Annotated in this window: 19 protein-coding genes, 2 tRNA genes and 1 riboswitch; of the genes, 12 read left to right on the top strand and 9 right to left on the bottom strand. The window is 67.8% G+C overall.

Annotated elements, in window-relative coordinates:
• Positions 1 to 50: 50 nt before the first annotated feature.
• Positions 51 to 629, top strand: coding sequence for a maltokinase N-terminal cap-like domain-containing protein (locus AB0I59_RS32775; protein ID WP_061260479.1), 579 nt, complete (start codon positions 51 to 53; stop codon positions 627 to 629).
• 99 nt (positions 630 to 728) lie between these two features.
• Here the strand turns inward: AB0I59_RS32775 and AB0I59_RS32770 are convergent, their stop codons facing one another.
• Positions 729 to 1,010, bottom strand: a complete 282-nt coding sequence (locus tag AB0I59_RS32770; RefSeq protein ID WP_358139039.1) for a hypothetical protein — start codon at positions 1,008 to 1,010, stop codon at positions 729 to 731.
• Between the two features lie 255 nt (positions 1,011 to 1,265).
• Here AB0I59_RS32770 and AB0I59_RS32765 point away from each other — a divergent pair, with 255 nt between their 5' ends.
• On the top strand, positions 1,266 to 2,123 hold the full coding sequence (locus tag AB0I59_RS32765) for a TIGR03619 family F420-dependent LLM class oxidoreductase (protein WP_358139036.1): 858 nt from the start codon (positions 1,266 to 1,268) through the stop codon (positions 2,121 to 2,123).
• Between the two features lie 39 nt (positions 2,124 to 2,162).
• A complete protein-coding gene (locus AB0I59_RS32760; RefSeq protein WP_358139033.1) occupies positions 2,163 to 3,083 on the top strand; it encodes an alpha/beta fold hydrolase in 921 nt (306 codons plus the stop codon).
• A 68-nt stretch (positions 3,084 to 3,151) separates the two neighbouring features.
• Here AB0I59_RS32760 and AB0I59_RS32755 read toward each other — a convergent pair whose 3' ends face one another.
• The 3 genes from AB0I59_RS32755 to AB0I59_RS32745 all read right to left on the bottom strand — a co-directional run bounded on the left by AB0I59_RS32755 (position 3,152) and on the right by AB0I59_RS32745 (position 6,242).
• Positions 3,152 to 3,814 carry a VldE C-terminal domain-containing protein gene (locus AB0I59_RS32755; protein WP_358139030.1) on the bottom strand — a complete coding sequence of 221 codons (663 nt, stop codon included), beginning with the start codon at positions 3,812 to 3,814 and terminating at the stop codon, positions 3,152 to 3,154.
• 286 nt (positions 3,815 to 4,100) lie between these two features.
• Positions 4,101 to 4,279, bottom strand: a riboswitch (cyclic di-AMP (ydaO/yuaA leader).
• A gap of 71 nt (positions 4,280 to 4,350) precedes the next feature.
• Complete coding sequence (galT, locus tag AB0I59_RS32750; protein ID WP_358139026.1) at positions 4,351 to 5,442, bottom strand: galactose-1-phosphate uridylyltransferase; 1,092 nt, start codon at positions 5,440 to 5,442, stop codon at positions 4,351 to 4,353.
• Positions 5,439 to 6,242 (bottom strand): DeoR/GlpR family DNA-binding transcription regulator, encoded by an 804-nt coding sequence (locus tag AB0I59_RS32745; RefSeq protein WP_358139023.1) that lies wholly within the window; start codon positions 6,240 to 6,242, stop codon positions 5,439 to 5,441. The genes galT and AB0I59_RS32745 overlap by 4 nt, the downstream gene beginning before the upstream one ends.
• 149 nt (positions 6,243 to 6,391) lie before the next feature.
• Here AB0I59_RS32745 and AB0I59_RS42175 point away from each other — a divergent pair, with 149 nt between their 5' ends.
• Positions 6,392 to 6,469, top strand: coding sequence for a 50S ribosomal protein bL37 (locus AB0I59_RS42175; protein WP_373282358.1), 78 nt, complete (start codon positions 6,392 to 6,394; stop codon positions 6,467 to 6,469).
• A 117-nt stretch (positions 6,470 to 6,586) separates the two neighbouring features.
• Here AB0I59_RS42175 and AB0I59_RS32740 read toward each other — a convergent pair whose 3' ends face one another.
• From AB0I59_RS32740 to AB0I59_RS32730, 3 genes are all read right to left on the bottom strand, one after another.
• Positions 6,587 to 7,282, bottom strand: coding sequence for a hypothetical protein (locus tag AB0I59_RS32740; RefSeq protein ID WP_358139020.1), 696 nt, complete (start codon positions 7,280 to 7,282; stop codon positions 6,587 to 6,589).
• A 93-nt stretch (positions 7,283 to 7,375) separates the two neighbouring features.
• Positions 7,376 to 9,109 carry an ATP-binding SpoIIE family protein phosphatase gene (locus tag AB0I59_RS32735; protein ID WP_061260464.1) on the bottom strand — a complete coding sequence of 578 codons (1,734 nt, stop codon included), beginning with the start codon at positions 9,107 to 9,109 and terminating at the stop codon, positions 7,376 to 7,378.
• A gap of 94 nt (positions 9,110 to 9,203) precedes the next feature.
• Complete coding sequence (locus AB0I59_RS32730; RefSeq protein WP_061260584.1) at positions 9,204 to 10,094, bottom strand: LLM class flavin-dependent oxidoreductase; 891 nt, start codon at positions 10,092 to 10,094, stop codon at positions 9,204 to 9,206.
• 154 nt (positions 10,095 to 10,248) lie between these two features.
• On the opposite strand from AB0I59_RS32730, the gene AB0I59_RS32725 reads away from it, so the two are divergent.
• Entirely contained in the window at positions 10,249 to 10,938 is a 690-nt protein-coding gene (locus tag AB0I59_RS32725) for an SDR family NAD(P)-dependent oxidoreductase (RefSeq protein ID WP_358139017.1), read from the top strand.
• A 110-nt stretch (positions 10,939 to 11,048) separates the two neighbouring features.
• On the opposite strand, the gene AB0I59_RS32720 is transcribed toward AB0I59_RS32725, so the two are convergent.
• Positions 11,049 to 11,122: transfer RNA gene (locus AB0I59_RS32720), tRNA-Pro, on the bottom strand.
• 89 nt (positions 11,123 to 11,211) lie between these two features.
• Between AB0I59_RS32720 and AB0I59_RS32715 the strand changes: the two genes are divergently transcribed.
• Positions 11,212 to 11,282: transfer RNA gene (locus AB0I59_RS32715), tRNA-Gly, on the top strand.
• A 229-nt stretch (positions 11,283 to 11,511) separates the two neighbouring features.
• Here AB0I59_RS32715 and AB0I59_RS32710 read toward each other — a convergent pair.
• Complete coding sequence (locus tag AB0I59_RS32710; RefSeq protein ID WP_061260459.1) at positions 11,512 to 11,988, bottom strand: ATP-binding protein; 477 nt, start codon at positions 11,986 to 11,988, stop codon at positions 11,512 to 11,514.
• Between the two features lie 265 nt (positions 11,989 to 12,253).
• Between AB0I59_RS32710 and AB0I59_RS32705 the strand changes: the two genes are divergently transcribed.
• From AB0I59_RS32705 to AB0I59_RS32680, 6 genes are all read left to right on the top strand, one after another.
• The gene (locus AB0I59_RS32705; RefSeq protein WP_061260457.1) at positions 12,254 to 13,120 is read left to right on the top strand and encodes a Sco1979 family transcriptional regulator; all 867 of its coding nucleotides are present in this window, start codon (positions 12,254 to 12,256) and stop codon (positions 13,118 to 13,120) included.
• 198 nt (positions 13,121 to 13,318) lie between these two features.
• On the top strand, positions 13,319 to 14,686 hold the full coding sequence (tig, locus tag AB0I59_RS32700; protein WP_061260455.1) for a trigger factor: 1,368 nt from the start codon (positions 13,319 to 13,321) through the stop codon (positions 14,684 to 14,686).
• A gap of 200 nt (positions 14,687 to 14,886) precedes the next feature.
• On the top strand, positions 14,887 to 15,531 hold the full coding sequence (locus AB0I59_RS32695; RefSeq protein ID WP_061260453.1) for a ClpP family protease: 645 nt from the start codon (positions 14,887 to 14,889) through the stop codon (positions 15,529 to 15,531).
• Complete coding sequence (locus AB0I59_RS32690; protein ID WP_061260451.1) at positions 15,528 to 16,190, top strand: ATP-dependent Clp protease proteolytic subunit; 663 nt, start codon at positions 15,528 to 15,530, stop codon at positions 16,188 to 16,190. The genes AB0I59_RS32695 and AB0I59_RS32690 overlap by 4 nt, the downstream gene beginning before the upstream one ends.
• 194 nt (positions 16,191 to 16,384) lie before the next feature.
• On the top strand, positions 16,385 to 17,668 hold the full coding sequence (clpX, locus tag AB0I59_RS32685) for an ATP-dependent Clp protease ATP-binding subunit ClpX (RefSeq protein WP_061260449.1): 1,284 nt from the start codon (positions 16,385 to 16,387) through the stop codon (positions 17,666 to 17,668).
• A 72-nt stretch (positions 17,669 to 17,740) separates the two neighbouring features.
• Positions 17,741 to 20,329 (top strand): valine--tRNA ligase, encoded by a 2,589-nt coding sequence (locus AB0I59_RS32680; protein ID WP_435831148.1) that lies wholly within the window; start codon positions 17,741 to 17,743, stop codon positions 20,327 to 20,329.
• Positions 20,330 to 20,804 lie beyond the last annotated feature (475 nt).

Below are 20,804 nucleotides of genomic sequence, written 5' to 3'. Positions count from 1 at the left end.
TCACAGTTCGTTAGGGGACAGGCCCAGACCCACCGCGTGAGGGAATTCGCATGGCCAGCATCCACCACACCACCATGACGCCCACCAAGCTGGAGCTGCTCACCGAGTGGTTGCCGAAGCAGAGCTGGTATGCGGGCGACGCGGGAACGCCCGAGCTGGCCAAGGCCGGTGGGTTCCGGTTGGACGATCCGGAGGGTGAGGTCGGGATCGAGCTCATGGTCGTGGTGGACACCACCGGGCAGGAGCCGGTGGCGTACCTGGTGCCGATGAGCTATCGCGGTGCGGCTCTGGAGGGCGTCCCCGGCGAGGCGCTGATCGGCACCTCTGAGCATGGGGTGCTCGGCCTTCGGTGGATCTATGACGGTGTCCACGACCCGGTGGTGATGGCGCAGTTGCGCGCGCTCCTGCGCGGCGAGGCGATGCCGCAGCACCAGAGCAAGAGCGACACCCCGGACTTGACCGTCACCGTGCACGGAATCGGCCCTGCCGACGGGATCGAGGTGCGGGTCAACCGCGTCCTGCGGCCGGTCGAGGACGCGGACGGGTCGTCCGGACACCTCGTCGCCGGGTGGACCTGGCCAGACGGAACGGCTGCGCGCGGCGTGTTCGCGGCCGTTCCGCGGTGGTAAGTCCTCGACGCAGGCCAGAAGCCGGCCCCAGCGGACCTGGGAGGCGTTTGCCGCTTTTCATCGTTTCGCGCTCATGTGCCCTAGATGTGCCCTGACACCTCAGCGGTTCATCGGGCGGTATTGGGCTAGGTCGTCGCGGAACTCCCGCTCGGCGATCTCATACGGCGCGAACTCGTCAAGATGCAGCGTGGCATATGTCAGGAAGCCGAATCTGTCCTCATCATGCTCATGGTCGTACGCAATAGCGTTTCCGTTGGCGTACACCTCGATCTGCTCGTGCACGTCGCCTTGGTCATCAGCGGCGAGGTAGTAGAGACAGGCGCCCCAACTGTCGTACTCATCCCCGCGCGACTCCATCCAGGGTCGGCGAAAGTACCGCATGCGGCCCATCATCAAACTTCCTGACGGTTCTCGGCGAACCCGCGCACTCGTCCCTGTCCTGATCTCTCGTCTGCCTTCGCCCCATCCGAAGGACAGCGGGCCGGCCGAAGAGCCGCACGCCCGCCGTGGCGAGGCGCGCGGCCCAGAGGGCTCACCCGAGCCGCCACGCATTTGCCCTGACGTCAGGGTCAAGGTTTTACGATCCGCTGTGCCGCTCCGGAAGCCGCGGTGTCAACGATGCGAAGGAACCACACGATGAAGTTCGGAGTCAGCTACAGCACGCCCTATTTCGGGGTCGACCCCGACAAGATCGTGGCCTTTGCCCAGCTCGTGGAGGAGTGCGGCTTCGAGTCGCTCTATCTGCCCGAGCACATCGTGCTGTATCCCGGCGCTGCTGTGGGGCCGTACGAGCTGTCGCCCACGCTGCCCTACGTCGATCCACTCGACTGCCTGAGCTTCGTCGCCGCGGCCACGGAACGGATCCTGTTCGGCACCGGCGTGCTGTTGTTGCCCTACCACCATCCGGTGATTCTCGCCAAGCGCCTGGCCACCATAGACGTGCTGTCCAGGGGCAGGATGCGGCTACTGACCGTAGGGCTGGGAGGCCTTCCTGGCGAGGCACAGGCGGTGGGCGTCGACTTCGCCACCCGCGGCCGCCGCGCCGACGAGGCGATCGACGTGCTGCGCCTACTGTGGGCCGGCGGAGAGGACGGCGTCAGCTTCGCCGGCGAGTTCTTTTCCTTCGAGAAGCTGGTCAGCTTCCCCAAGCCGCACCAGGTGACACGGCTGCCTATCCACATCGGGGGATCGAGCCGGGCGGCCGCGCGCCGGGCCGGGCACCGGGGCGACGGGTACTTCCCCGGTGGCGCGTTGGACGCGGAGGAGCGCGCCCTTCAGTGGGAGCTCGTTCGCTCCAGCGCCGCGGAGGCCGGCCGGGACCCGGACGCGCTGGAATACACCCGCTTCGCCTCCATCGACGTACCCGTCGAGCGGGTCGAGGAACTCGCCGCCCAAGGGGTCACCCGCATCGTCGTGAACACCGCCGTCACCGAACCGGACGAGCAACGTGAGGAACTGTCCGCATTCGCTGAGAAATTCGGCCTGCCCCGGTAGCGTGACCATGATCCTTTGTGCGTTCGCTTTGGAGATCTCATGTCGCAAGCAGCATCTGACGTGGAGCTGGCGCGTTCGCTGGAGGGCGGGTTCGTCAGCAGCCATGCCGACGTCAACGGGATCCGCCTGCACTATGTGATCGGTGGCCGGGGTGAGCCGCTGGTCCTGCTGGGCGGGTGGCCGCAGACCTGGTGGGAGTTCCGCAAGATCATGCCGCCCTTGGCGGAGCGCTATCGAGTGATCGCCGTTGACTTGCGGGGGATGGGCGGCTCGGACAAGCCCGCCTCCGGCTATGACAAGAAGACGATGGCGGGCGACATCCACGCGCTGATGCGCCATCTCGGCCACGATGCCGTCAACATCGCCGGGCACGACATCGGCGGGATGGTCGCCTACGCCTTCGCGGCCAATCATCCCGCGAGCACGCGGCGGATCGCGCTGCTGGACATCGCTCACCCTGACGACCGGTTCTACGACTATTCCCTGCTGCCGCGCCCCGGGCGTCAGCAGATCGACGGCGACATCCATGCGGGTCCCGGACGTTTCCTGTGGTGGTTCGCGTTCAACCAGGTTCCCGGCCTGCCTGAACGCCTGCTCGCCGGCCGGTCACGCCACCTGATCGACTGGATGTGCGACTACTTGATCGACGATCCCGGCGCCATCAGCGACCGCGACCGCGACGTCTACGCCCACGCCTACTCCACCGTGGACGCGATCCGGGCCGGCAATGCCTGGTACCGGGCCTTCGGGCAGGACATCGCGGATGAGAAGACGTATGGTCCGGTGACCGTGCCGATCTTGGCCATGGGAGGCGGGGAGGGAGGCTATCAGCTGCTGCGGCAGGTGCTCGCGAACAAGGGGACCGACGTCGAGGTGGTCGAAGTTCCGGGCAGTGGCCACTACATCCCCGAAGAACAACCGGAAACGGTCGTCAAGCATCTGACGCGATTCTTCGCCTGAGGCGGCGCGGGCCGCTCAGCGGCACTCCCGGTGCGGTGGCGCGGAGCCGAGGGGGCCGTCGGCAGCGTCTAGTACATCGAGATGTGGACGTGGTCGTAGTGGTTCGCGGTGATGCCGCCGCGATCGGACATGGTGCGCCACCCGGGGCTGCCGAGGTTGTAGATCCGTTGCTGCCAGATCACGTAATTCACACCCAGCTTGGAGCCGTTCTTGATGGCCCAGACGGCGAGGCTGTCGCCGAGGGCCTTCATGCCCGGGCTCGGCATGGAGCCGCCCGAGCTCATCATGAAGTCACAGGCCCGGCCGAGCGGGTGCTCGCCCGAGGTGTCCACGCGGTAGCAGCCGACGGTGTAGCGCAGATCGAAGTGTTTACCGACCTCCGCCTTCATCAGGCGGGTCCGGGGCGTGATGTTGTCGCCGCCGGAGGGGAGTTCCGGGGCCCAGCCGCCGCCGGCGAGCTTCCCGGGCGCGATCGGGATGAGCTGGTCGAGCTTCTTCTTGATGTCGTCGATCAGGTTCTCGGCGGCCTTGCGCTGCCCGGCGACCTCCTGCGACCGCGTCTTGATCTGCTCGATCAGGGCCGCCGCCGCGTCGGCCGCGGCCTTGCGCTCCTTCGTGAGCGCGGCGACCTGCGAGACCAGTACGGCCTGCTCGTCCTGGATCTGGGTCAGTACGGCGGAGTTCCGCAGGTCAGTGCCCAGCAGGCCCAGGTCATGCGTCTGGTAACGCACGCCGGCGATGCTGATCATCTGCTGCCTGGCCGCCTCGAAGTCGGATTCCGCCTTGGCCAGCCGCTCCTTGGCCGCTTTCTCGGACTCCTGCGCCTTGGCGAGCTCGACCCGCTTGGCGTTGTAGTCGGCGATCAGCTTGTCGACCTTCGTGCGCAGCTCGGCGAGTTGCTTCCTGAGCTGGCTCTCGCTCGGCTTGGGAGCGGCGTGAGCCCCTGAGGCCGTACCGAAGACGAGGGCAGCCGCGGCCAGAGCCGCGGCGGCCGCCGGAAACGCGCGGGGCAGAGCCCACTCCTCTCCATCTGCCGACCGGGTTAGCTGACGGGTTCGGGCTGGAGGAGCCCTGGCACTGGCGTGCCTTCACCCCAGGTGCACGGCGACCGTTCCCGGAAACGGGGGATGGATCGCCACAACGTCGTGGGTCCCCGGCTCCCGGGCGAGGCGCCCGGGATTAGGCGCACCGGCTGTGGCAGCCGGTGCGATGGATAGTAGTGGTAAAGCCCGGATCATTGCTACTCAAAGTTGCAATCCAGTAGTGATCAACTCGTTATCGGATATTCACGCAACATCCGGGCGGCGTCCTCGGGGGCCACGTCGTTGACGAACGCCCCCATCGCGGACTCCGATCCGGCCAGGTACTTGAGCTTGTCCGGCGCCCTCCGGATGCTGAACAGCTGGAGGTGGAGGTAGGCGAGATCGCGCCGATAGGTCACCGGAGCCTGATGCCAGGCCGCGACGTACGGCATGGCCACGCCGAACAGCGCGTCGAGCCGGCGCAGCACCCCGGTGTAGAGCGGCCCGAACGCGGCGCGCTGGTCCGGGTCCAGCGCGGGCAGGTCAGGCACCCGCCGGTGCGGGTAGACGTGGATTTCGAACGGATAGCGGGCGGCGGCCGGGACGAACGCCGTCCAGTGCTCATTGGACGCCACGACGCGGGGACCCGTCCGCTCGGCGGCCAGCACGTCGGCGAAGAGGTTCCCGCCCCTGTGCCGCGAGGCGACGCCGAGCATGTGGCGGGTACGCGGGGTGACGTACGGATAGGCGTAGATCTGGCCGTGAGGATGGGGGAGGGTGATGCCGATCTCCGCGCCCCTGTTCTCGAAGCAGAAGACCTGCTCGACGCCCGGAAGGGCGGACAGCTCGGCGGTGCGGTCGGCCCATGCCTCCATGACGAGTTCGACCTGCGCCGCGCTCAGCGAGCCGAAGGACGCGTCGTGGTCGGACGTGAAGCAGACCACCTCGCACCGCCCGACGCCCGGCCGCGCCGCGCTCAACCCGCCGGGATCGGCGAAGCCGCCTCCCAAGGGGTAGCCCCCCGTGGAACCGTCCCCTGAGAAGCTGAACGAGGGGAAGCGGTTCTCGAAGACCGCGACGTCGTAGTCGGAGGGGATCTCCGAACCGGGATGGGCCGGACACAGCGGGCACTCGTCGGGGGAGGGCAGGTGCGTCCGGGTCTGGCGGTGCCCCGCGATGGTGATCCATTCGTCCATCAGCGGGTCGTAGCGCATCTGCGAGGCGCGTGGACGCGGGGGTAGTTCGCGCGGATCGACAGCGCCGCGGTCCGCGTCGTCCCGCCGGTCGTAGTAGAACAGCTCCCGACCGTCGGCGAGGTGGGTGATCGTGCGCTTCACGGGGCCGGTGCCTCCCGCTCGTCGGCGCCGGGATCCGCCAGCACCAGCTCGCCCACGTGCTCCGACAGCGCCGCGCGGGCCTCGCCGGACAGGCCGGTGTCGCTGACCACGACGTCGGCCTGCTCCAGGCGGGCGATCGTGCTGATGCCGATCGTGCCCCACTTGGTGTGGTCGGCCAGGACGACGAGGCGCTGGGCGGCCCCGACCAGCTCGCGGTCGGTCTCGGCCTCCAGCAGGTTGGGCGTGGTGAACCCGGCCTTCACGCTCATCCCGTGGACGCCGAGGATCAGCATGTCGACGTTCATCGAGCGGATCGCCGCGACCGCGACCGGCCCGACCAGCGCGTCGGAAGGGGTGCGTACGCCGCCGACCAGCACCACGGTCTGGTCGGGCCGCCCGGCGCGGTGGAACACGTCCGCGACCTTGAGCGAGTTGGTGATGACGGTCAGTTCGGGCACGTCGGCCAGATGGTGCGCGAAGGTCCACGTGGTGGTTCCGGCCGACAGGGCCACCGAGCTGCCCGGCCGGACGAGACGCGCGGCGTGGCGGGCGATGGCCTCCTTCTCGGCCTGCTGACGGGCCGACTTGGCGGTGAACCCGGGTTCCTCCGTCGATCCCGCGCCGACGATCGTCGCGCCTCCGTGGACCTTCTCGACCAGTCCGCGGTCCGCGAGGGCCTCCAGATCTCGGCGTATGGTCATGTCGGAGACGCCGAGATCCCGCACCAGCTCGGCGACGCGTACGCCGCCGGTCCTGCGGACCCGCTCAAGAATCGCCTGCTGCCGTAGCTGGGCAAGCATCACCGCTCCAATCAACAGATTCCAACAAATTATGCCACATGGAGCGGGCGGCAATGTTGAATCATGGTGATATGAGTGGCGCGCTATACGGCACCTGGCGTGGTGATGAAGAGTGGGGGCGCTAGCCGTACGACGAAAGGCGGTTCCGCATGGGCAAGAGAGCGCGCAAGTCGAAGGCACGGAAGAAGAAGCAGGCGAACCACGGCAAGCGGCCCACCGGGCGTTAGCCGACCGGCGCCGCCCACAGGTGGGCGGCGAGGAGCAGCGTCTGCTGGTCGGCTCCGGCGGGCACGTGCCGGTGACCTCCTGTCACTCCGGCCTGCCGGTAGCCCTCCTCCTGCCGGTCACGCCGCGCGGCGACGACACGGGCGGAAGTCGGCGGCGGCGGCCGTCAGCAGGCCCAGGACCATGAGGCCGCGCAGCCCGATGTCGGGGAACCGCGTCATGGTGTCGAAGTACTGCTCGGCGGCGACCAGATCGAGCCCGTGCGACGCGACAGTGCTCATGTAGAGGCTCCTGGCCACGGAGAAGACCGCCGCGAGCGCGAGGGTGCAGACGGCGACGCCCAGCCCCGCGCCCAGCGCGGCCCGGCGGCGGCTGCGCGCAAGGAGGAACCCCGCGGCGAGCGACGCCCCCGAGGCCACGGGGATGATCCAGCCGACCGAGGTGTAGGCGAACCGGCCGGAAGTGATCGCCCGCAGCCCCTTGCGCGCCACCCTGCCGGCATCGATCCACAGGCCCTGATAGACAGCGCTGCGAGACAGCCGCGGCATCTTCTCATCGACCAGGCTCCGGACGTGGGCCAGCTTCACGTCGACCTCCATCGGAAGCCCCCGCTGTTCGAGCGCGGCGGCCGCCTCGTCGACGCTCCACACCTCGCTCGCCGTCCACACGGCCACCAGGGCGACCGGCGCGAGCCCGCAGCCCAGCGCGATGAGGATGATCGCGACCGCGGACGCGAAATGACGGCACGGCCGGTGCGAGGCCGCGGCCTGCCCGCGCGGACGGAGCTGCTCGGTGTGCTCGCCCGCGTCGCTCACCCCACTGCTCCCCGTCCCGTACGGCAGGTGTCTTCCGGGGAAAATACCCCCGGGATCGCGCCGAACCGGGAAAGGGCGGGTCAAGAAAGCGGCTCAGGGGAGGTGCTGCTCGACCCAGACGATCTTTCCCTGCGGCGTCGGGCGGGTTCCCCACCGGTAGGCGAACCGCTTGATCAGCAGCAGGCCGCGCCCGGTGTCGTCGTCCGGTGAGGGGGAGCGCGGCGCGGGGGCCGTGGAAGAGCCGTCCGAGACCTCGCACACCAGCGTCCGGCCGCGCAGCAGACGCAGCTCGATCGGGGGCCAGCCGTGCTTGAGCGCGTTGGTCACCATCTCGCTGACGATCAGTTCGGTGGTGTCCGCGAGGCTCGCGAGCCCCCACGCCGCGAGCGTGCTCCGTACGAACCTGCGGGCGGTGCGGACGAACCGGGGATCGTCGGACAGCGGGAAGGACGCCATCTCGTCGGGGTCGAGATCGCGTACCCGGGCCAGCAGCAGGGCGATGTCGTCACGCTCGTGCCCGGGACGCTGGCTGTTGATCGTCACGTCGCACATGTCCTCGAGATCCTGGAGCGGCCCCGCGAGCAGGTGGCGCAACGCCATGATCCCCGCGTCGATGTCCCTGCGCCTGCTCTCCACCAGTCCGTCGGTGTAGAGAGCGAGGACGCTGCCGGCCGGGAGCGTCAGCTCACGCGTCTCCAGCGGCTCGCTGCCGATGCCGAGCGGCAGGCCCGGGGACATCTCGATGATCTCGGTGGAACGGTCCGGATGGATCAGGACGGGAGGCACGTGCCCGGCCCTGGCGATCGAGCAGTTCCGCGTGATCGGGTCGTACACCGCGTACACACAGGTGGCGATCTGCGTCGGGTCGAGGTCCTGGCTCATCAGGTTGAGCCGGAAGAGGACCTCGTCGGGAGAGAGGTCGAGGCTGGCCAGCGTGCGAGCGGCCGTGCGGAGCTGGCCCATGGTCGCGGCGGCCCTGGTGCCGTGCCCCATGACGTCGCCCACGACCAGGGCGGAACGGCATCCGGGCAGCTGGATCACGTCGTACCAGTCGCCGCCCACCCCCATGAGGTCGCTGGCGGGGAGGTACCTGGAGGCGATCTCCATGCCGAGCGGCTGGGGCAGGTCGGCGGGCAGGAGGCTGCTCTGCAGCGTCAGCGCGGTGCGGCGCTCGCGCGTGTACAGGCGGGCGTTGTCGATGCAGACGGCCGTACGCGCGGCGAGTTCCTCGGCCACGGCGACGTCCTGCTCCTCGAACGCGGGGCCGCCCGGCCGCCGGGTGAAGACCGCGCATCCCAGCACCCGGCCGCGCGCGCTCAGCGGGACGGCGAGGAAGGAGGCACCGATGAGGAGCTTCGCGATGAGCGTCTCGCGGCCGAAGCCGAGCCCGATCAGCCGCGCCGTGTCGGGATCCAGCTGGGGGTACATGAGCGGCTTGCCGGTCGCCATGCACTGGGCCTGGGGAAGTGTCGGGTGATAGACCGTCACCTCGTCGAGCGGGATCGCCCGTACCCACTCGTGCGGATCGTCGTCGGCCACGCCGAGGGCCACCCGCCGTACCAGCGCCGTGTCGTCAAGCGGCCGGGACGGGAACTCACCGTCGACGACCAGCCGGTCCTGGATCAGGATCTCCGCGGTGTCGGCGAAGCGCGGAACGGTGACGTCCATGAGCTCGCGGCTCGTCTCCGCGAGATCCAGCGTGGTGCCGATCCGGCGGCTGGCCTCGTTCAGGAAGGTCAGCCGCTCGTTCGCCGAGACCGCACTGCTCCGGCGCCACGCGGACTGGTTCTCCTGGGAGGGGTCCTTGATTAGGCAGTTGCGGTTCAATCCGTTCTCCGGGGAGGCAGAAGATGTCCCCGAATCGTAAAGAGAAGATCCGCCGCATTTCAGCCGTTTGCCAGATGACGGTGAAGCCGCGTGATCACTCGCCGCGTTCGAGCGCGACCCGCTCCCGTACGGCGGGCACCACCTCCTCGGCGAACCTTCTGAGCTGGATCTCCTGATCACCCTCACCCCAGAAGACGAAGGTGTCCATGCCGTAGGCGACGGCGAGGTCGGTCAGCTCGTCCGCCCACTGGTCGGCCGGACCGTGAAGGAACCCCTCCGAGGAGCCGTCCGTGATCGTGCCGTTGACGTTGTAGAGCCTGCGGATCTCCTGAGGCCGGCGTCCCGCCGCGACGGCCGCCTCGTCGATGCGGGCGTTGAGCTCAGGCAGCCGTTCCGGCGAAGCCCAGCTCGACGAGGGCAGCCAGCCGTCCGCCAACCTCCCGGTGAGCGCGAGGGCACGGGGTCCGCCGACGCCCAGCCAGATCTCCATCGGATGAGCGGGGGCGGGCCCGCCCTTCGCGCCCTTGAGCCGGTAATGGACGCCGTCGACCCGCAGGTTGGAGCCCGCGCTCCACACCGCCCTGATGACGGAGACGGCCTCCTCCAGGGCGCCGATGGCGTCCTTCGGGGCGCGCCGGGGCCCGCCGTACGCCTCGATGGCGTCCCAGAACGCCCCGGCGCCGAGACCGAGCTCGACCCGCCCGCCGCTCAGGAGGTCGAGGCTGGCCGCGGCCTTGGCGAGGACGGCGGGCTGCCGCAGCGGAAGGCTGGCCACGTCGGGGAACACCCTGATCCGCTCGGTCCCGGCGGCGATGACGCTGAGCAGCGTCCAAGTGTCCACATACCGCTTCTGGTACGGATGGTCCTGCACGCCGAGCAGGTCGAGCCCGAGCCGGTCGGCGGTCTTCGCTGTCTCGATCAGGGGGTCGTCGACGTTCGGAACGAGGAAGTAGCCGAACTCGACTTCCCTGCCATAGTCACCCATGCCCGCCAGAACCGGGCCGGGGCCACCGTTGTTCCCGGCCGACCGGTGATCCAAGTGCCCTTGTTCCCGGCTGGCCGATGATCCAAGTGCCCCTTTGGTCGTTTCCAAGCGGCTGCTCCCAGACTGTGCGCCTTCGATACAAGGAGGATGGACTGTGAAGATCGCACTGGTAACCGGGGCGGGACGCGGTATCGGCAGGGAGATCGCCCGGCAGCTGGCAGAGCAGGGGATGACCGTGTTCGCCGGGGTACGCGACGAGAGCCATGCCCCCGAAGGCACCCGTCCCGTTTTGCTCGACGTCACCGACGCGGCGGTGGCCGCGAACGCGGCCAAGACGATCGGTGAGGAGTTCGGGCGGCTGGACGTGCTGGTCAACAACGCCGCGGTGTGCGGCGACTTCGGCGTGTCCCCGGCGGACGCGACGGGCGAGCACATGCGGACCACTTACGAGGTGAGCGTGTTCGGCGTCGTCACGGTCACCCATGCGATGATCCCGCTGCTTCGGGCGTCCGGCGAGGGCAGGATCGTCAACATGACGACCCGCCTTGCCTCGGTCGCCCTCACCTCAGCGAGGGAGGGCCTCAACGCCGAGTGGCGGATGCTGGCCTACAACTCGGCGAAAAGCGCGCTCAACGCGTTGACGGTCCTCTACGCGAACGAGCTGAGCGAGTCCGGCATCCTGGTCAACGCCGTCGACCCCGGCCACTGCGCCACCGACCTGACCGGCCACACCGGCACCCGTATGGCGGCCGAAGGCGCGGCGGTGGCGGTGCGGATGGCGACCCTCACCGGAGACGGCCCGACCGGCACGTTCAGCTCGGAGGAGGGTCAGCTTCCCTGGTAACCGAGGCTTCCTCGGTGGCGTCGATCGCTGCTCGCGAACGTTAGGAGGGGAAGGGTAGAGGGAGCTCGAAGGCCCGATTTCGGAGATCGACCTTCTGGCTGGTCAGAGAGTCGGGGCGACAGGATTTGAACCTGCGACTTCTTGCTCCCAAAGCAAGCGCGCTACCAAGCTGCGCCACGCCCCGCGGCGTCGGTTGCGCGAGCGCTCCGGAACTCCGGTACGCTTACGCCCTGACGACCGGATGAAGTCTAGACCAGATGGAGACCGGCGCGCGCGGACGTAGCTCAATGGTAGAGCCCCAGTCTTCCAAACTGGCTACGCGGGTTCGATTCCCGTCGTCCGCTCTCATGATGAAGGCCCAGGTCATCCCGCTCGCGGGAGCCTGGGCCTCTCTTTATGTCCCGGCCTGTCCGCTCTGATGAGATTCCATGGGATTTCACCATCCGGCCCCGAGTCCGTCCGGGATGTGACCGGACTCAGGAGGGGCGAAGGCATGTGGACGGCGATCGCCGGTTCGCGGACTTCGTCGCTGACCGCGCCGTCGCGCCGCACGTCCCGCGCGGCGGTTCCGGATCAGTGGGCTGTGCGGAAGAGGGCCCAGACGGCCTTGCCGCCGTTGTCCAGCGCGTCCCAGCCCCACGCCTGGCTGTACGTCTCCACGATGTAGAGGCCCCGGCCGTGCTCGGAGATGAAGTCGGGTTCCTTGGGGGTGGGAACCTCATCGCTGGGATCGGCCACCGCCAGGAGGATGTCCGCCGAAAGGCGGACCAGCGTCAAGGTGATCGGCCGCTCGTCGGCGCCCTTGCCCGGATACAGGGCGTAGCGCACGGCGTTGGTCACCAGCTCGGACACGACGAGAGCGGCGTCGTCGCACAGTTCCGAGAGGCCCCACTCGTCGAGAGTCGAGCGGGTGACGTCTCTGGCGGTCTTCACCGAGTCGGCCTGCGGGCCGAGGGGGCAGATGGCGGTGTCGGCCTCGCCCGCGGACCGCAGCAGCTCTCCGACGCTCCGGCGGGGTAACTGGGCGGAGGGCATGGGCTTCTCCAACATCCTGCCCGTACCTCCCGCTTGCCGCTTTTGACGTCAGTGCACCATTAGCCCAATATGCACTACGCCATGATGGGACACCTGACCGGCCCCTGCAAGACCCAAATGCACGTGCAACTGCCTCGTGCAGCAGCACACGACGCTTTCCGGGGCGACACACGGGTCAGACCTTGTCATCGTGGCTGGAAGTGGTGACACTGTGTGGGCTGAGGTGTCGTCCAGATCTTGCCCTCGGCGCATGTCACGCTTCGAGTGAGAGGGAGGCGCCGTGACACAGACCCAGCCGGGCTCCGGGCCTACGGCGCTTCGAATCCTCCTCGGTTCCCAGCTTCGCAAACTGCGGGAGAACAAGGGCATCACGCGTGACGAGGCGGGCGACCTCATCCGCGGCTCCGAATCCAAGATCAGCCGGATGGAGCTCGGCCGGGTCGGGTTCAAGGAGCGCGACGTCGCCGACCTGCTCAGCTTCTACGGCGTGGAGGAGCCCGAGGCGCGGGCCGCGGTCATGGACCTGCTGGAGCGGGCCAACGAGCCCGGCTGGTGGCACCGCTTCAACGACGTGCTGCCGACCTGGTTCCAGGCGTACGTCGGGCTGGAGGAGGCGGCGACGCGGATCCGCACCTATGAGGTGCAGTTCGTGCCCGGCCTGCTCCAGACCAAGGAATACGCGCGAGCCGTGATCACCGCGGGCGCGGTCGGAGCCGCTCCCGAGGAGATCGCCCGTCGGGTGGATCTCCGGCTGGGGCGTCAGCGCGTCCTGGACGGCGACAGGGGTCCGATGTTCTGGGCGGTGATCGACGAGGCGGCCCTGCGCCGTCCGATCGGCGGCATCGAGGTCATGAGGGGCCAACTCCAGCACCTGATCGACCTGATGAACCAGACCAACATCACGATCCAGATAATGCCGTTCAGCTTCGGGGGACACGCCGCGGAGGGCGGCGCGTTCAGCATCCTGCGGTTCTATGACGCGGACCTGCCCGACATCGTCTATGTCGAGCAACTCGCCAGCGCGCTCTACCTGGACAAACGGGATGAAGTCGATCGATACGGCGAGGTCATGGAGCGACTCTGCGCCGTCAGTACGACTCCCGACGAGACCACCGGCATGCTGCGACAGATCATGCTCGACCTGTGATCAGTCGCTCCTAGGTGTGTCTCTGCTCTAGACTGCACCTTGGCGCTGGACACCCGCCACAGTGGAGCCTGCCCAGAGGGTCGTGCCAAGGCGGCGGTGCTTCGTGCCGCTCACGTGGGCGCGGCGCGCGTAACGTGCCGCGGTAGCCGTGCTTGGCGCGCCCGCGATCACCAAATGCTTGATCAAGGAGACCACCCCGTGAAGACCGCTGTCGAGGAGCTCAGCCCGACCCGGGTGAAGCTCACCGTCGAGGTGCCGTTCGAGGAGCTCGAGCCGAGCCTGCAAGCCGCCTACAAGAAGGTCGCCCAGCAGGTGCGTGTCCCCGGCTTCCGCCCCGGCAAGGTGCCCGCCCGGATCATCGAGCAGCGCTTCGGCCGCGCGGTGGTTCTCGAGGAGACGCTGAACGACGCCCTGCCCAAGCTGTACGGCCAGGCCGTGGACGAGACCGACGTGTTCCCGGTCAGCCAGCCGGAGATCGAGGTCACGAAGATCGAGGACGGCTCGCAGGTCGAGTTCACCGCCGAGGTGGACATCCGTCCGGCCTTCGACGTCCCGGCGTACGACGGGACCGAGGTCGTCGTCGACGTCGCCGAGGTGTCCGACGAGGACATCCAGACCCAGCTCGACGCCCTGCGCCAGCGTTTCGCCACGCTGACCGGCGTGGAGCGTGCCGCCGCGCGCGGCGACTACGTCGTCATGGACCTGCGTGCCGAGATCGACGGCAAGAACCTCGACGAGCAGCAGGCGTCGGACGTGTCGTACGAGGTCGGCGCCGGTTCGGTGCTCCAGGGCCTCGACGACGCCCTTGAGGGGCTGTCCGCAGGCGAGGAGAAGACCTTCCGCACCACCCTGGTCGGCGGCGAGAACGCCGGCGACGAGGCCGACGTGATCATCAACGTGAAGTCGGTCAAGGAGAAGGTGCTGCCCGAGCTGGACGACGAGTTCGCCCAGCTGGCCAGCGAGTTCGACACGCTGGACGAGCTGAAGGACAGCATCCGCGAGCAGGCCCGCCGCAACAAGCTGATCGAGCAGGTCATGCAGAGCCGTGAGAAGGCTCTCGACGCCCTGCTGGACCAGATCGACATCCCGCTGCCGGAGAGCGCGCTCAAGGCCGAGATCGACTCGCGCAAGCACAACCTCGAGCACCAGATCGCCGAGAGCGGCCTGAGCCGCGAGGCGTACTTCCGTCTCTACCAGACGACCGAGGACGAGCGCTTCGCCGAGTTCGAGGCCAACTCCGCCAAGGCGCTGAAGGCGGGCTTCGTCCTCGACAAGATCGTCAAGGCCGAGGACATCGGTGTCAGCGAGCAGGAGCTCACCAACTTCGTGGTGCGCCGCGCCATGCAGCTCGGTGTCGCCCCGAACACCCTGGCCCAGCACCTCGCCGACAACGACCAGCTCACGCTGGCCATGATGGAGATCGTCCGCGAGAAGGCCAAGACGGTCGTCGGCGACGCCGCCAAGGTGACCGACGAGGCCGGCAACGAGGTGGACATCAAGGCCATCTACGCCGAGCTCAACCCCGAGCAGGAGGGTGGCCCGGAGGACGAGGAGTCCGCCGAGTAGGCACCTGCCCGCAAAGCTCGACCCGACCCCCGTCACGCTCCGGCGCGGCGGGGGTCTGGCGTCCCCGCAGTACGGCTCCGTCGGCCCTCCCGCCCATGCGCCGTCAGCGAACAGCAGCGCGAGGGGGCATGAGCTGTCGACGCCGCGCGTTAAGGTCACAAGCAAAGCCAATCGACTTCGACGCATCGGAAGGTGACGCTGTGACCAGCCCGCCGACCTTCTTTCAGCCCACGAGCTTCGGCCCTGAGTCGCGCGGCCGTGAGAACGGTTCGTTCCGCCTCGAGGACCAGCTCTACCAGCGGCTGCTCCGTGAGCGCATCGTGGTGCTCGGCACCCAGGTCAACGACGAGGTCGCCAACCGGCTGTGCGCCGAGCTGCTGCTCCTTGCCGCGGACGACTCGGACCGGGACATCTGGCTGTACATCAACTCCCCTGGCGGCTCGGTGACGGCCGGCATGGCGATTTACGACATGATGGAATACGTGCCGAACAACGTGTGCACGGTCGCGATGGGTCTGGCCGCTTCCATGGGCCAGTTCCTGCTCTGCGCCGGGGCGCCGGGCAAGCGGTACGCGCTGCCCAACGCCCGCATCATGATGCACCAGCCGTCCGGCGGCATCGGCGGCACCGCGGCCGACATCGCGATTCAGGCCGAGCAGATGCTCTACGTGAAGAAGACCCTGGCCGAGCGGATCGCGTTCCACACCGGCCAGCCGCTCGACCAGATCGAGCGCGACTCCGACCGTGACCGCTGGTTCACGGCCGAGGAGGCCAAGGACTACGGCTTCATCGACCACGTCGTGCGTAGCGCACGGCAGGTGCCCTCTGAGGGCGCCGTCTCATGAGTGGAGCTACCGAAGTGAATGAGCTGATCCGGCCGGGAGACATCAACGGCCGTTACATCATCCCTTCGTTCGTCGAGCGTACGACGTACGGCGTGAAGGAGATGAACCCGTACAACAAGCTGTTCGAGGACCGCATCATCTTCCTCGGCGTGCAGATCGACGACGCCTCGGCGAACGACGTCATGGCGCAGTTGCTCACCCTGGAGTCGCTCGATCCCGACAGGGACATCAGCATCTACATCAACTCGCCGGGCGGGTCGTTCACCGCGATGACGGCGATCTACGACACGATGCAGTTCGTCCGTCCGGAGATCCAGACGGTGTGCCTCGGGCAGGCCGCGTCCGCCGCGGCGGTGCTGCTCGCCGGTGGCACGCCCGGCAAGCGATTCGCGCTGCCGAACGCCCGTGTCCTGATCCACCAGCCGTCCACCGAGGGCGGCGGCCAGGGCAGTGACATCGAGATCCAGGCCCGCGAGATCCTGCGCATGCGTGAGCTGCTCGAGGACATTCTCGCGAGGCACTCGGGCAAGGCGCCGGACGACGTCCGCAGGGACATCGAGCGCGACAAGATTCTCAGCGCCGAAGAGGCGAAGGCGTACGGGCTGGTCGACGACATCATCCCGACGCGGAAGAAGCGCGCCGCGGCGATCGCTTCCTGAGGAAGTCGAACGCACCGGAACGGTGCCCATTTGGGCACGTTCCGGTGCGACTCACCGCCAGGGGGCTCACTGAGGGTCCAGGAGACGGTAACGTCGATACCTGAGCGGGATGACGTTTTCGCACCGAGTCAGAGCGGGTGGCGGACGGAACTGACCGCGTCAGCAGGGCGGTCCCACGCAAAGGAGTATCTGGGGTGGCACGCATCGGCGACGGGGGAGACCTGCTGAAGTGTTCGTTCTGCGGCAAGAGCCAGAAGCAGGTCAAGAAGCTCATCGCCGGACCCGGCGTCTACATCTGCGATGAGTGCATCGATCTCTGCAACGAGATCATCGAGGAGGAACTCTCCGAGTCCTCCGAGCTGAAGTGGGACAACCTTCCCAAGCCGCGCGAGATCTACGAGTTCCTCGACGCCTACGTCATCGGTCAGGACAAGGCGAAGAAGGCGCTCTCTGTGGCGGTCTACAACCACTACAAGCGCGTCCAGTCCGGTGAGCGCGGCCGGGACGACGGCATCGAGCTGTCCAAGTCCAACATCCTGCTTCTCGGCCCGACCGGGTCCGGCAAGACGCTGCTGGCGCAGACGCTGGCCAAGATGCTCAACGTGCCGTTCGCCATCGCCGACGCCACCGCCCTGACCGAGGCCGGCTACGTCGGAGAGGATGTCGAGAACATCCTCCTCAAGTTGATCCAGGCGGCGGACTACGACGTCAAGAAGGCCGAGACCGGCATCATCTACATCGATGAGGTCGACAAGATCGCCCGCAAGAGCGAGAACCCGTCGATCACGCGGGACGTCTCCGGCGAGGGAGTCCAGCAGGCTCTGCTGAAGATTCTCGAGGGGACCACCGCGAGCGTGCCTCCCCAGGGCGGCCGTAAGCATCCGCACCAGGAGTTCATCCAGATCGACACCACCAACGTGCTGTTCATCTGCGGTGGCGCCTTCGCCGGGCTCGAAAAGATCATCGAATCGAGGGTCGGCAAGAAGGGGATCGGCTTCAACGCCATCATCCGCTCCAAGGAGGAGATCGACTCCTCGGACGTCTTCTCCGACGTCATGCCGGAGGACCTGCTGAAGTTCGGCATGATCCCCGAGTTCGTCGGCCGGCTCCCCGTGATCACCTCGGTGCACAACCTCGACCGGGACGCGCTGATCCAGATCCTCACCGAGCCGCGGAACGCGCTGGTCAAGCAGTACCGCCGCCTCTTCGAGCTGGACAACGTCGAGCTGGAGTTCTCCGACGACGCGCTCGAGGCGATCGCCGACCAGGCGATCCTGCGGGGCACCGGTGCCCGGGGCCTGCGGGCCATCCTCGAGGAGGTCCTCCTCTCGGTGATGTACGAGGTGCCGTCCCGCCAGGACGTCGCCCGTGTCGTCATCACGCGCGAGGCCGTCTTGGAGCACGTCAATCCGACGCTCGTGCCGCGGGACCAGCTCCAGGCGAAGCAGCAGCGCACCCCTCGGGAGAAGTCGGCCTGATCCGGCCTCCGGAGGCTGAACGGCCTCGGACTGCACGTAGTGGCGTGGGCACGGATACGGACGGCCATAGAATTGGTCACCGTGACAACGCCTGAACTGCCGACCCAGTACGCACCCGCCGACGTCGAGACCCGCAGCTACGAACGCTGGGTATCGGAAGGCTTCTTCACCGCGGACCCGGGCAGCGGGCGTGAGCCGTACAGCATCGTGCTTCCGCCGCCGAACGTGACCGGCTCGCTGCACGTGGGGCACGCCCTCGACCACTCGATCCAGGACGCGCTGACCCGGCGGGCCCGGATGCGCGGCCTGGAGACCTTGTGGGTCCCCGGAATGGACCACGCCGGCATCGCCACGCAGAACGTCGTGGAGCGCGAGATCGCCAAGGAGGGCCTGTCCCGCCACGACCTGGGTCGCGAGGCGTTCGTCGACCGGGTGTGGCGGTGGAAGGAAGAGTCCGGCGGGCGCATCCTCGGCCAGATGACGAAGCTCGGCGACGGCGTGGACTGGTCACGCGAGCGCTTCACCATGGATGAGGGCCTCTCCCGGGCCGTCCAGACCATCTTCAAGAAGCTCTTCGACGACGGGCTCATCTACCGCGCCGAACGCATCATCAACTGGTGCCCGCGGTGCCTCACCGCTCTCTCCGACATCGAGGTCGAGCACAGCGACGACGAGGGAGAGCTCGTCTCGATCCGGTACGGCTCGGACGAAACGGAGATCGTGGTCGCCACGACCCGGGCCGAGACGATGCTGGGCGACACCGCGGTGGCGGTCAACCCGTCGGACGAACGTTACGCCCACCTCGTCGGGCGGCTGGTGGAGCTTCCTCTCACGGGACGCCAGATCCCGATCGTGGCGGACGAGCACGTCGACCCGTTCTTCGGGACGGGCGCGGTCAAGGTGACTCCGGCCCATGACCCCAACGACTTCGAGATCGGCCGCCGCCACTCGCTGCCCTCGATCTCAATCATGGACGAGCGCGGTGTGATCACCACCCACGGTCCCTTCCAGGGACTGGACCGGTTCGAGGCCCGGCCGGCGGTGGTCGCCGCGCTGCGCCAGCAGGGCAGGATCGTCGCGGAGAAGCGGCCCTACCTGCATTCCGTCGGCCACTGCTCACGCTGCAAGACCGTGGTGGAACCGCGGCTGTCGCTGCAGTGGTTCGTCAACGTCTCGCCGCTGGCCAAGGCCGCCGGAGACGCCGTGCGGGACGGCCGGACCCGGATCCACCCGCCGGAGCTGGCCAAGCGCTACTTCGACTGGGTCGACGACATGCACGACTGGTGCATCTCACGCCAGCTGTGGTGGGGGCACCGCATCCCCGTCTGGTACGGCCCCGAGGGCGAGGTCGTGTGTGTGGGGCCGGACGACGAGCCTCCCGCCGGTTACGTCCAGGACCCTGACGTGCTCGACACCTGGTTCTCCTCCGGCCTCTGGCCGTTCTCCACGCTGGGATGGCCGGAGGCCACACCGGAGCTGAAGCGGTTCTATCCGACGTCCGTCCTGGTCACCGGATACGACATCCTCTTCTTCTGGGTCGCCAGGATGATGATGTTCGGTCTGTACGCGATGGACGGGCAGCCGCCGTTCCGTACGGTGGCGCTGCACGGCATGGTGCGCGACCAGTTCGGCAAGAAGATGTCCAAGTCGTTCGGAAACGTGGTCGATCCGCTCGACTGGATCTCCCGATACGGCGCCGACGCCACCAGGTTCACCCTGCTGCGCGGTGCCAACCCGGGATCCGATGTCGCCATCAGCGAGGACTGGGCGGGCGGGTCGCGCAACTTCTGCAACAAGATCTGGAACGCGACCAGGTTCGCGCTCATAAACGGCGCGGTCGTGGACGGCCTGCCGTCCGACCTCACCGCCGCGGACCGCTGGGTGCTGTCCCGGCTGCAAGCCGTGATCGCGTCCGTGGACGCCGCCTTCGAGGATTTCGAGTTCGCCAAGATCTCCGATGTCCTGTACCACTTCGCATGGGACGAGGTCTGCGACTGGTACGTCGAGCTCGCGAAGATCCAGATATCCCAGGGCGGGGAGGTCGCGGAGAACACCAAGCGTGTTCTCGGCCACGTCTTCGACGCTCTGCTTCGGCTGCTGCATCCGCTGGTTCCGTTCGTGACAGAGGAACTGTGGCGTGCGCTGGCGGGAGGGGAGTCGCTGGTCGTCGCCGACTGGCCGGTCGCGGTGCCCGACCTGGCCGATCCGGGGGCCGAGCAAGAAATCGCCGCTCTCCAGGAGCTGGTCACCGAAGTGCGGAGATTCCGCTCGGACCAGGGGCTCAAGCCCGGTCAGAGAGTGGCCGCCCGACTGGACCTTGCCGGTACGGCGCTCGCTCCGCATGAAGGGGCCATCCGGGCGCTGCTGCGCCTGGACGCGCCGGGCGAGACCTTCACCGCTACCGCGCGCATCGCCGTGGGACCCGTCGACGTCGAGATCGACACCGCCGGGGCCATCGATGTCGTCGCCGAGCGCAAGCGCCTGGAGAAGGACCTCGCCGCAGCGCGCAAGGAGCACGCCCAGGTGACCGGGAAGCTCGGCAATGAGCAGTTCATGGCCAAGGCGCCGGAGGACGTGGTGGCGAAGGTGCGCAGCCGGGCCGCCCAGGCCGAGGAGGACATCGCGCGCCTCCAGGCCCAGCTGGCCGCCCTCCCCAGCTAAGCTCCGCGACAGCTAGGTTCCGCAGCGGGCCGGCCCGCGCAGGTTTGAGTGACGCTGGAGTGGGAAAGACTCCAAAGTTGCCTCAGATGTGCGCGGCCGGTCCCGCGGGCTGGTAAAGTTCTCTCTCGCAGGGCTCACCGGCGCGTCTCACTCCCCTCGGGGAAATGAGTGCTACGGTTCCTGTATCTCCTCTCTCTGATCGGAATTCCGATTGTCCTGGCGTAATTCGACAGGATTGCGGAAGGCCAGTACGTTAGAGGGGTTGCCCCGGAGACGGGGCAGCTGCGATTCCTCTCGGGTTGCAGGGTTCGGGTCAAGTGTTCCGAAATGGGACGGTTTGACACGGATCGGGCGGCCTGAAAGAATAGCGAAAGTAAGAGCAAAACAAAACGAAGCGTAAACGCCCCGGAGCGGATGGCTCGGTTTCGAGTCTGAGGTGATGGTGGTCGCGTCCGTTTCTTGAGAACTCAACAGT

Source organism: Microtetraspora glauca, from assembly GCF_040656155.1.
GTDB classification, from domain to species: Bacteria; Actinomycetota; Actinomycetes; order Streptosporangiales; family Streptosporangiaceae; genus Microtetraspora; species Microtetraspora glauca.
The sequence above is the reverse complement of the archived record's forward strand: the minus strand, read 5'-3'. Positions and strand labels throughout refer to the sequence as shown.

What these genes read in the sequence shown, in the direction of transcription:
- AB0I59_RS32775 (WP_061260479.1), top strand. Translation starts at nt 51, where the DNA reads ATGGCCAGCATCCACCACACCACCATGACGCCCACCAAGCTGGAGCTG.
- AB0I59_RS32770 (WP_358139039.1), bottom strand. Translation starts at nt 1,010, where the DNA reads ATGCGGTACTTTCGCCGACCCTGGATGGAGTCGCGCGGGGATGAGTAC.
- AB0I59_RS32765 (WP_358139036.1), top strand. Translation starts at nt 1,266, where the DNA reads ATGAAGTTCGGAGTCAGCTACAGCACGCCCTATTTCGGGGTCGACCCC.
- AB0I59_RS32760 (WP_358139033.1), top strand. Translation starts at nt 2,163, where the DNA reads ATGTCGCAAGCAGCATCTGACGTGGAGCTGGCGCGTTCGCTGGAGGGC.
- AB0I59_RS32745 (WP_358139023.1), bottom strand. Translation starts at nt 6,242, where the DNA reads ATGCTTGCCCAGCTACGGCAGCAGGCGATTCTTGAGCGGGTCCGCAGG.
- AB0I59_RS42175 (WP_373282358.1), top strand. Translation starts at nt 6,392, where the DNA reads ATGGGCAAGAGAGCGCGCAAGTCGAAGGCACGGAAGAAGAAGCAGGCG.
- AB0I59_RS32730 (WP_061260584.1), bottom strand. Translation starts at nt 10,094, where the DNA reads ATGGGTGACTATGGCAGGGAAGTCGAGTTCGGCTACTTCCTCGTTCCG.
- AB0I59_RS32710 (WP_061260459.1), bottom strand. Translation starts at nt 11,988, where the DNA reads ATGTTGGAGAAGCCCATGCCCTCCGCCCAGTTACCCCGCCGGAGCGTC.
- AB0I59_RS32690 (WP_061260451.1), top strand. Translation starts at nt 15,528, where the DNA reads ATGAGTGGAGCTACCGAAGTGAATGAGCTGATCCGGCCGGGAGACATC.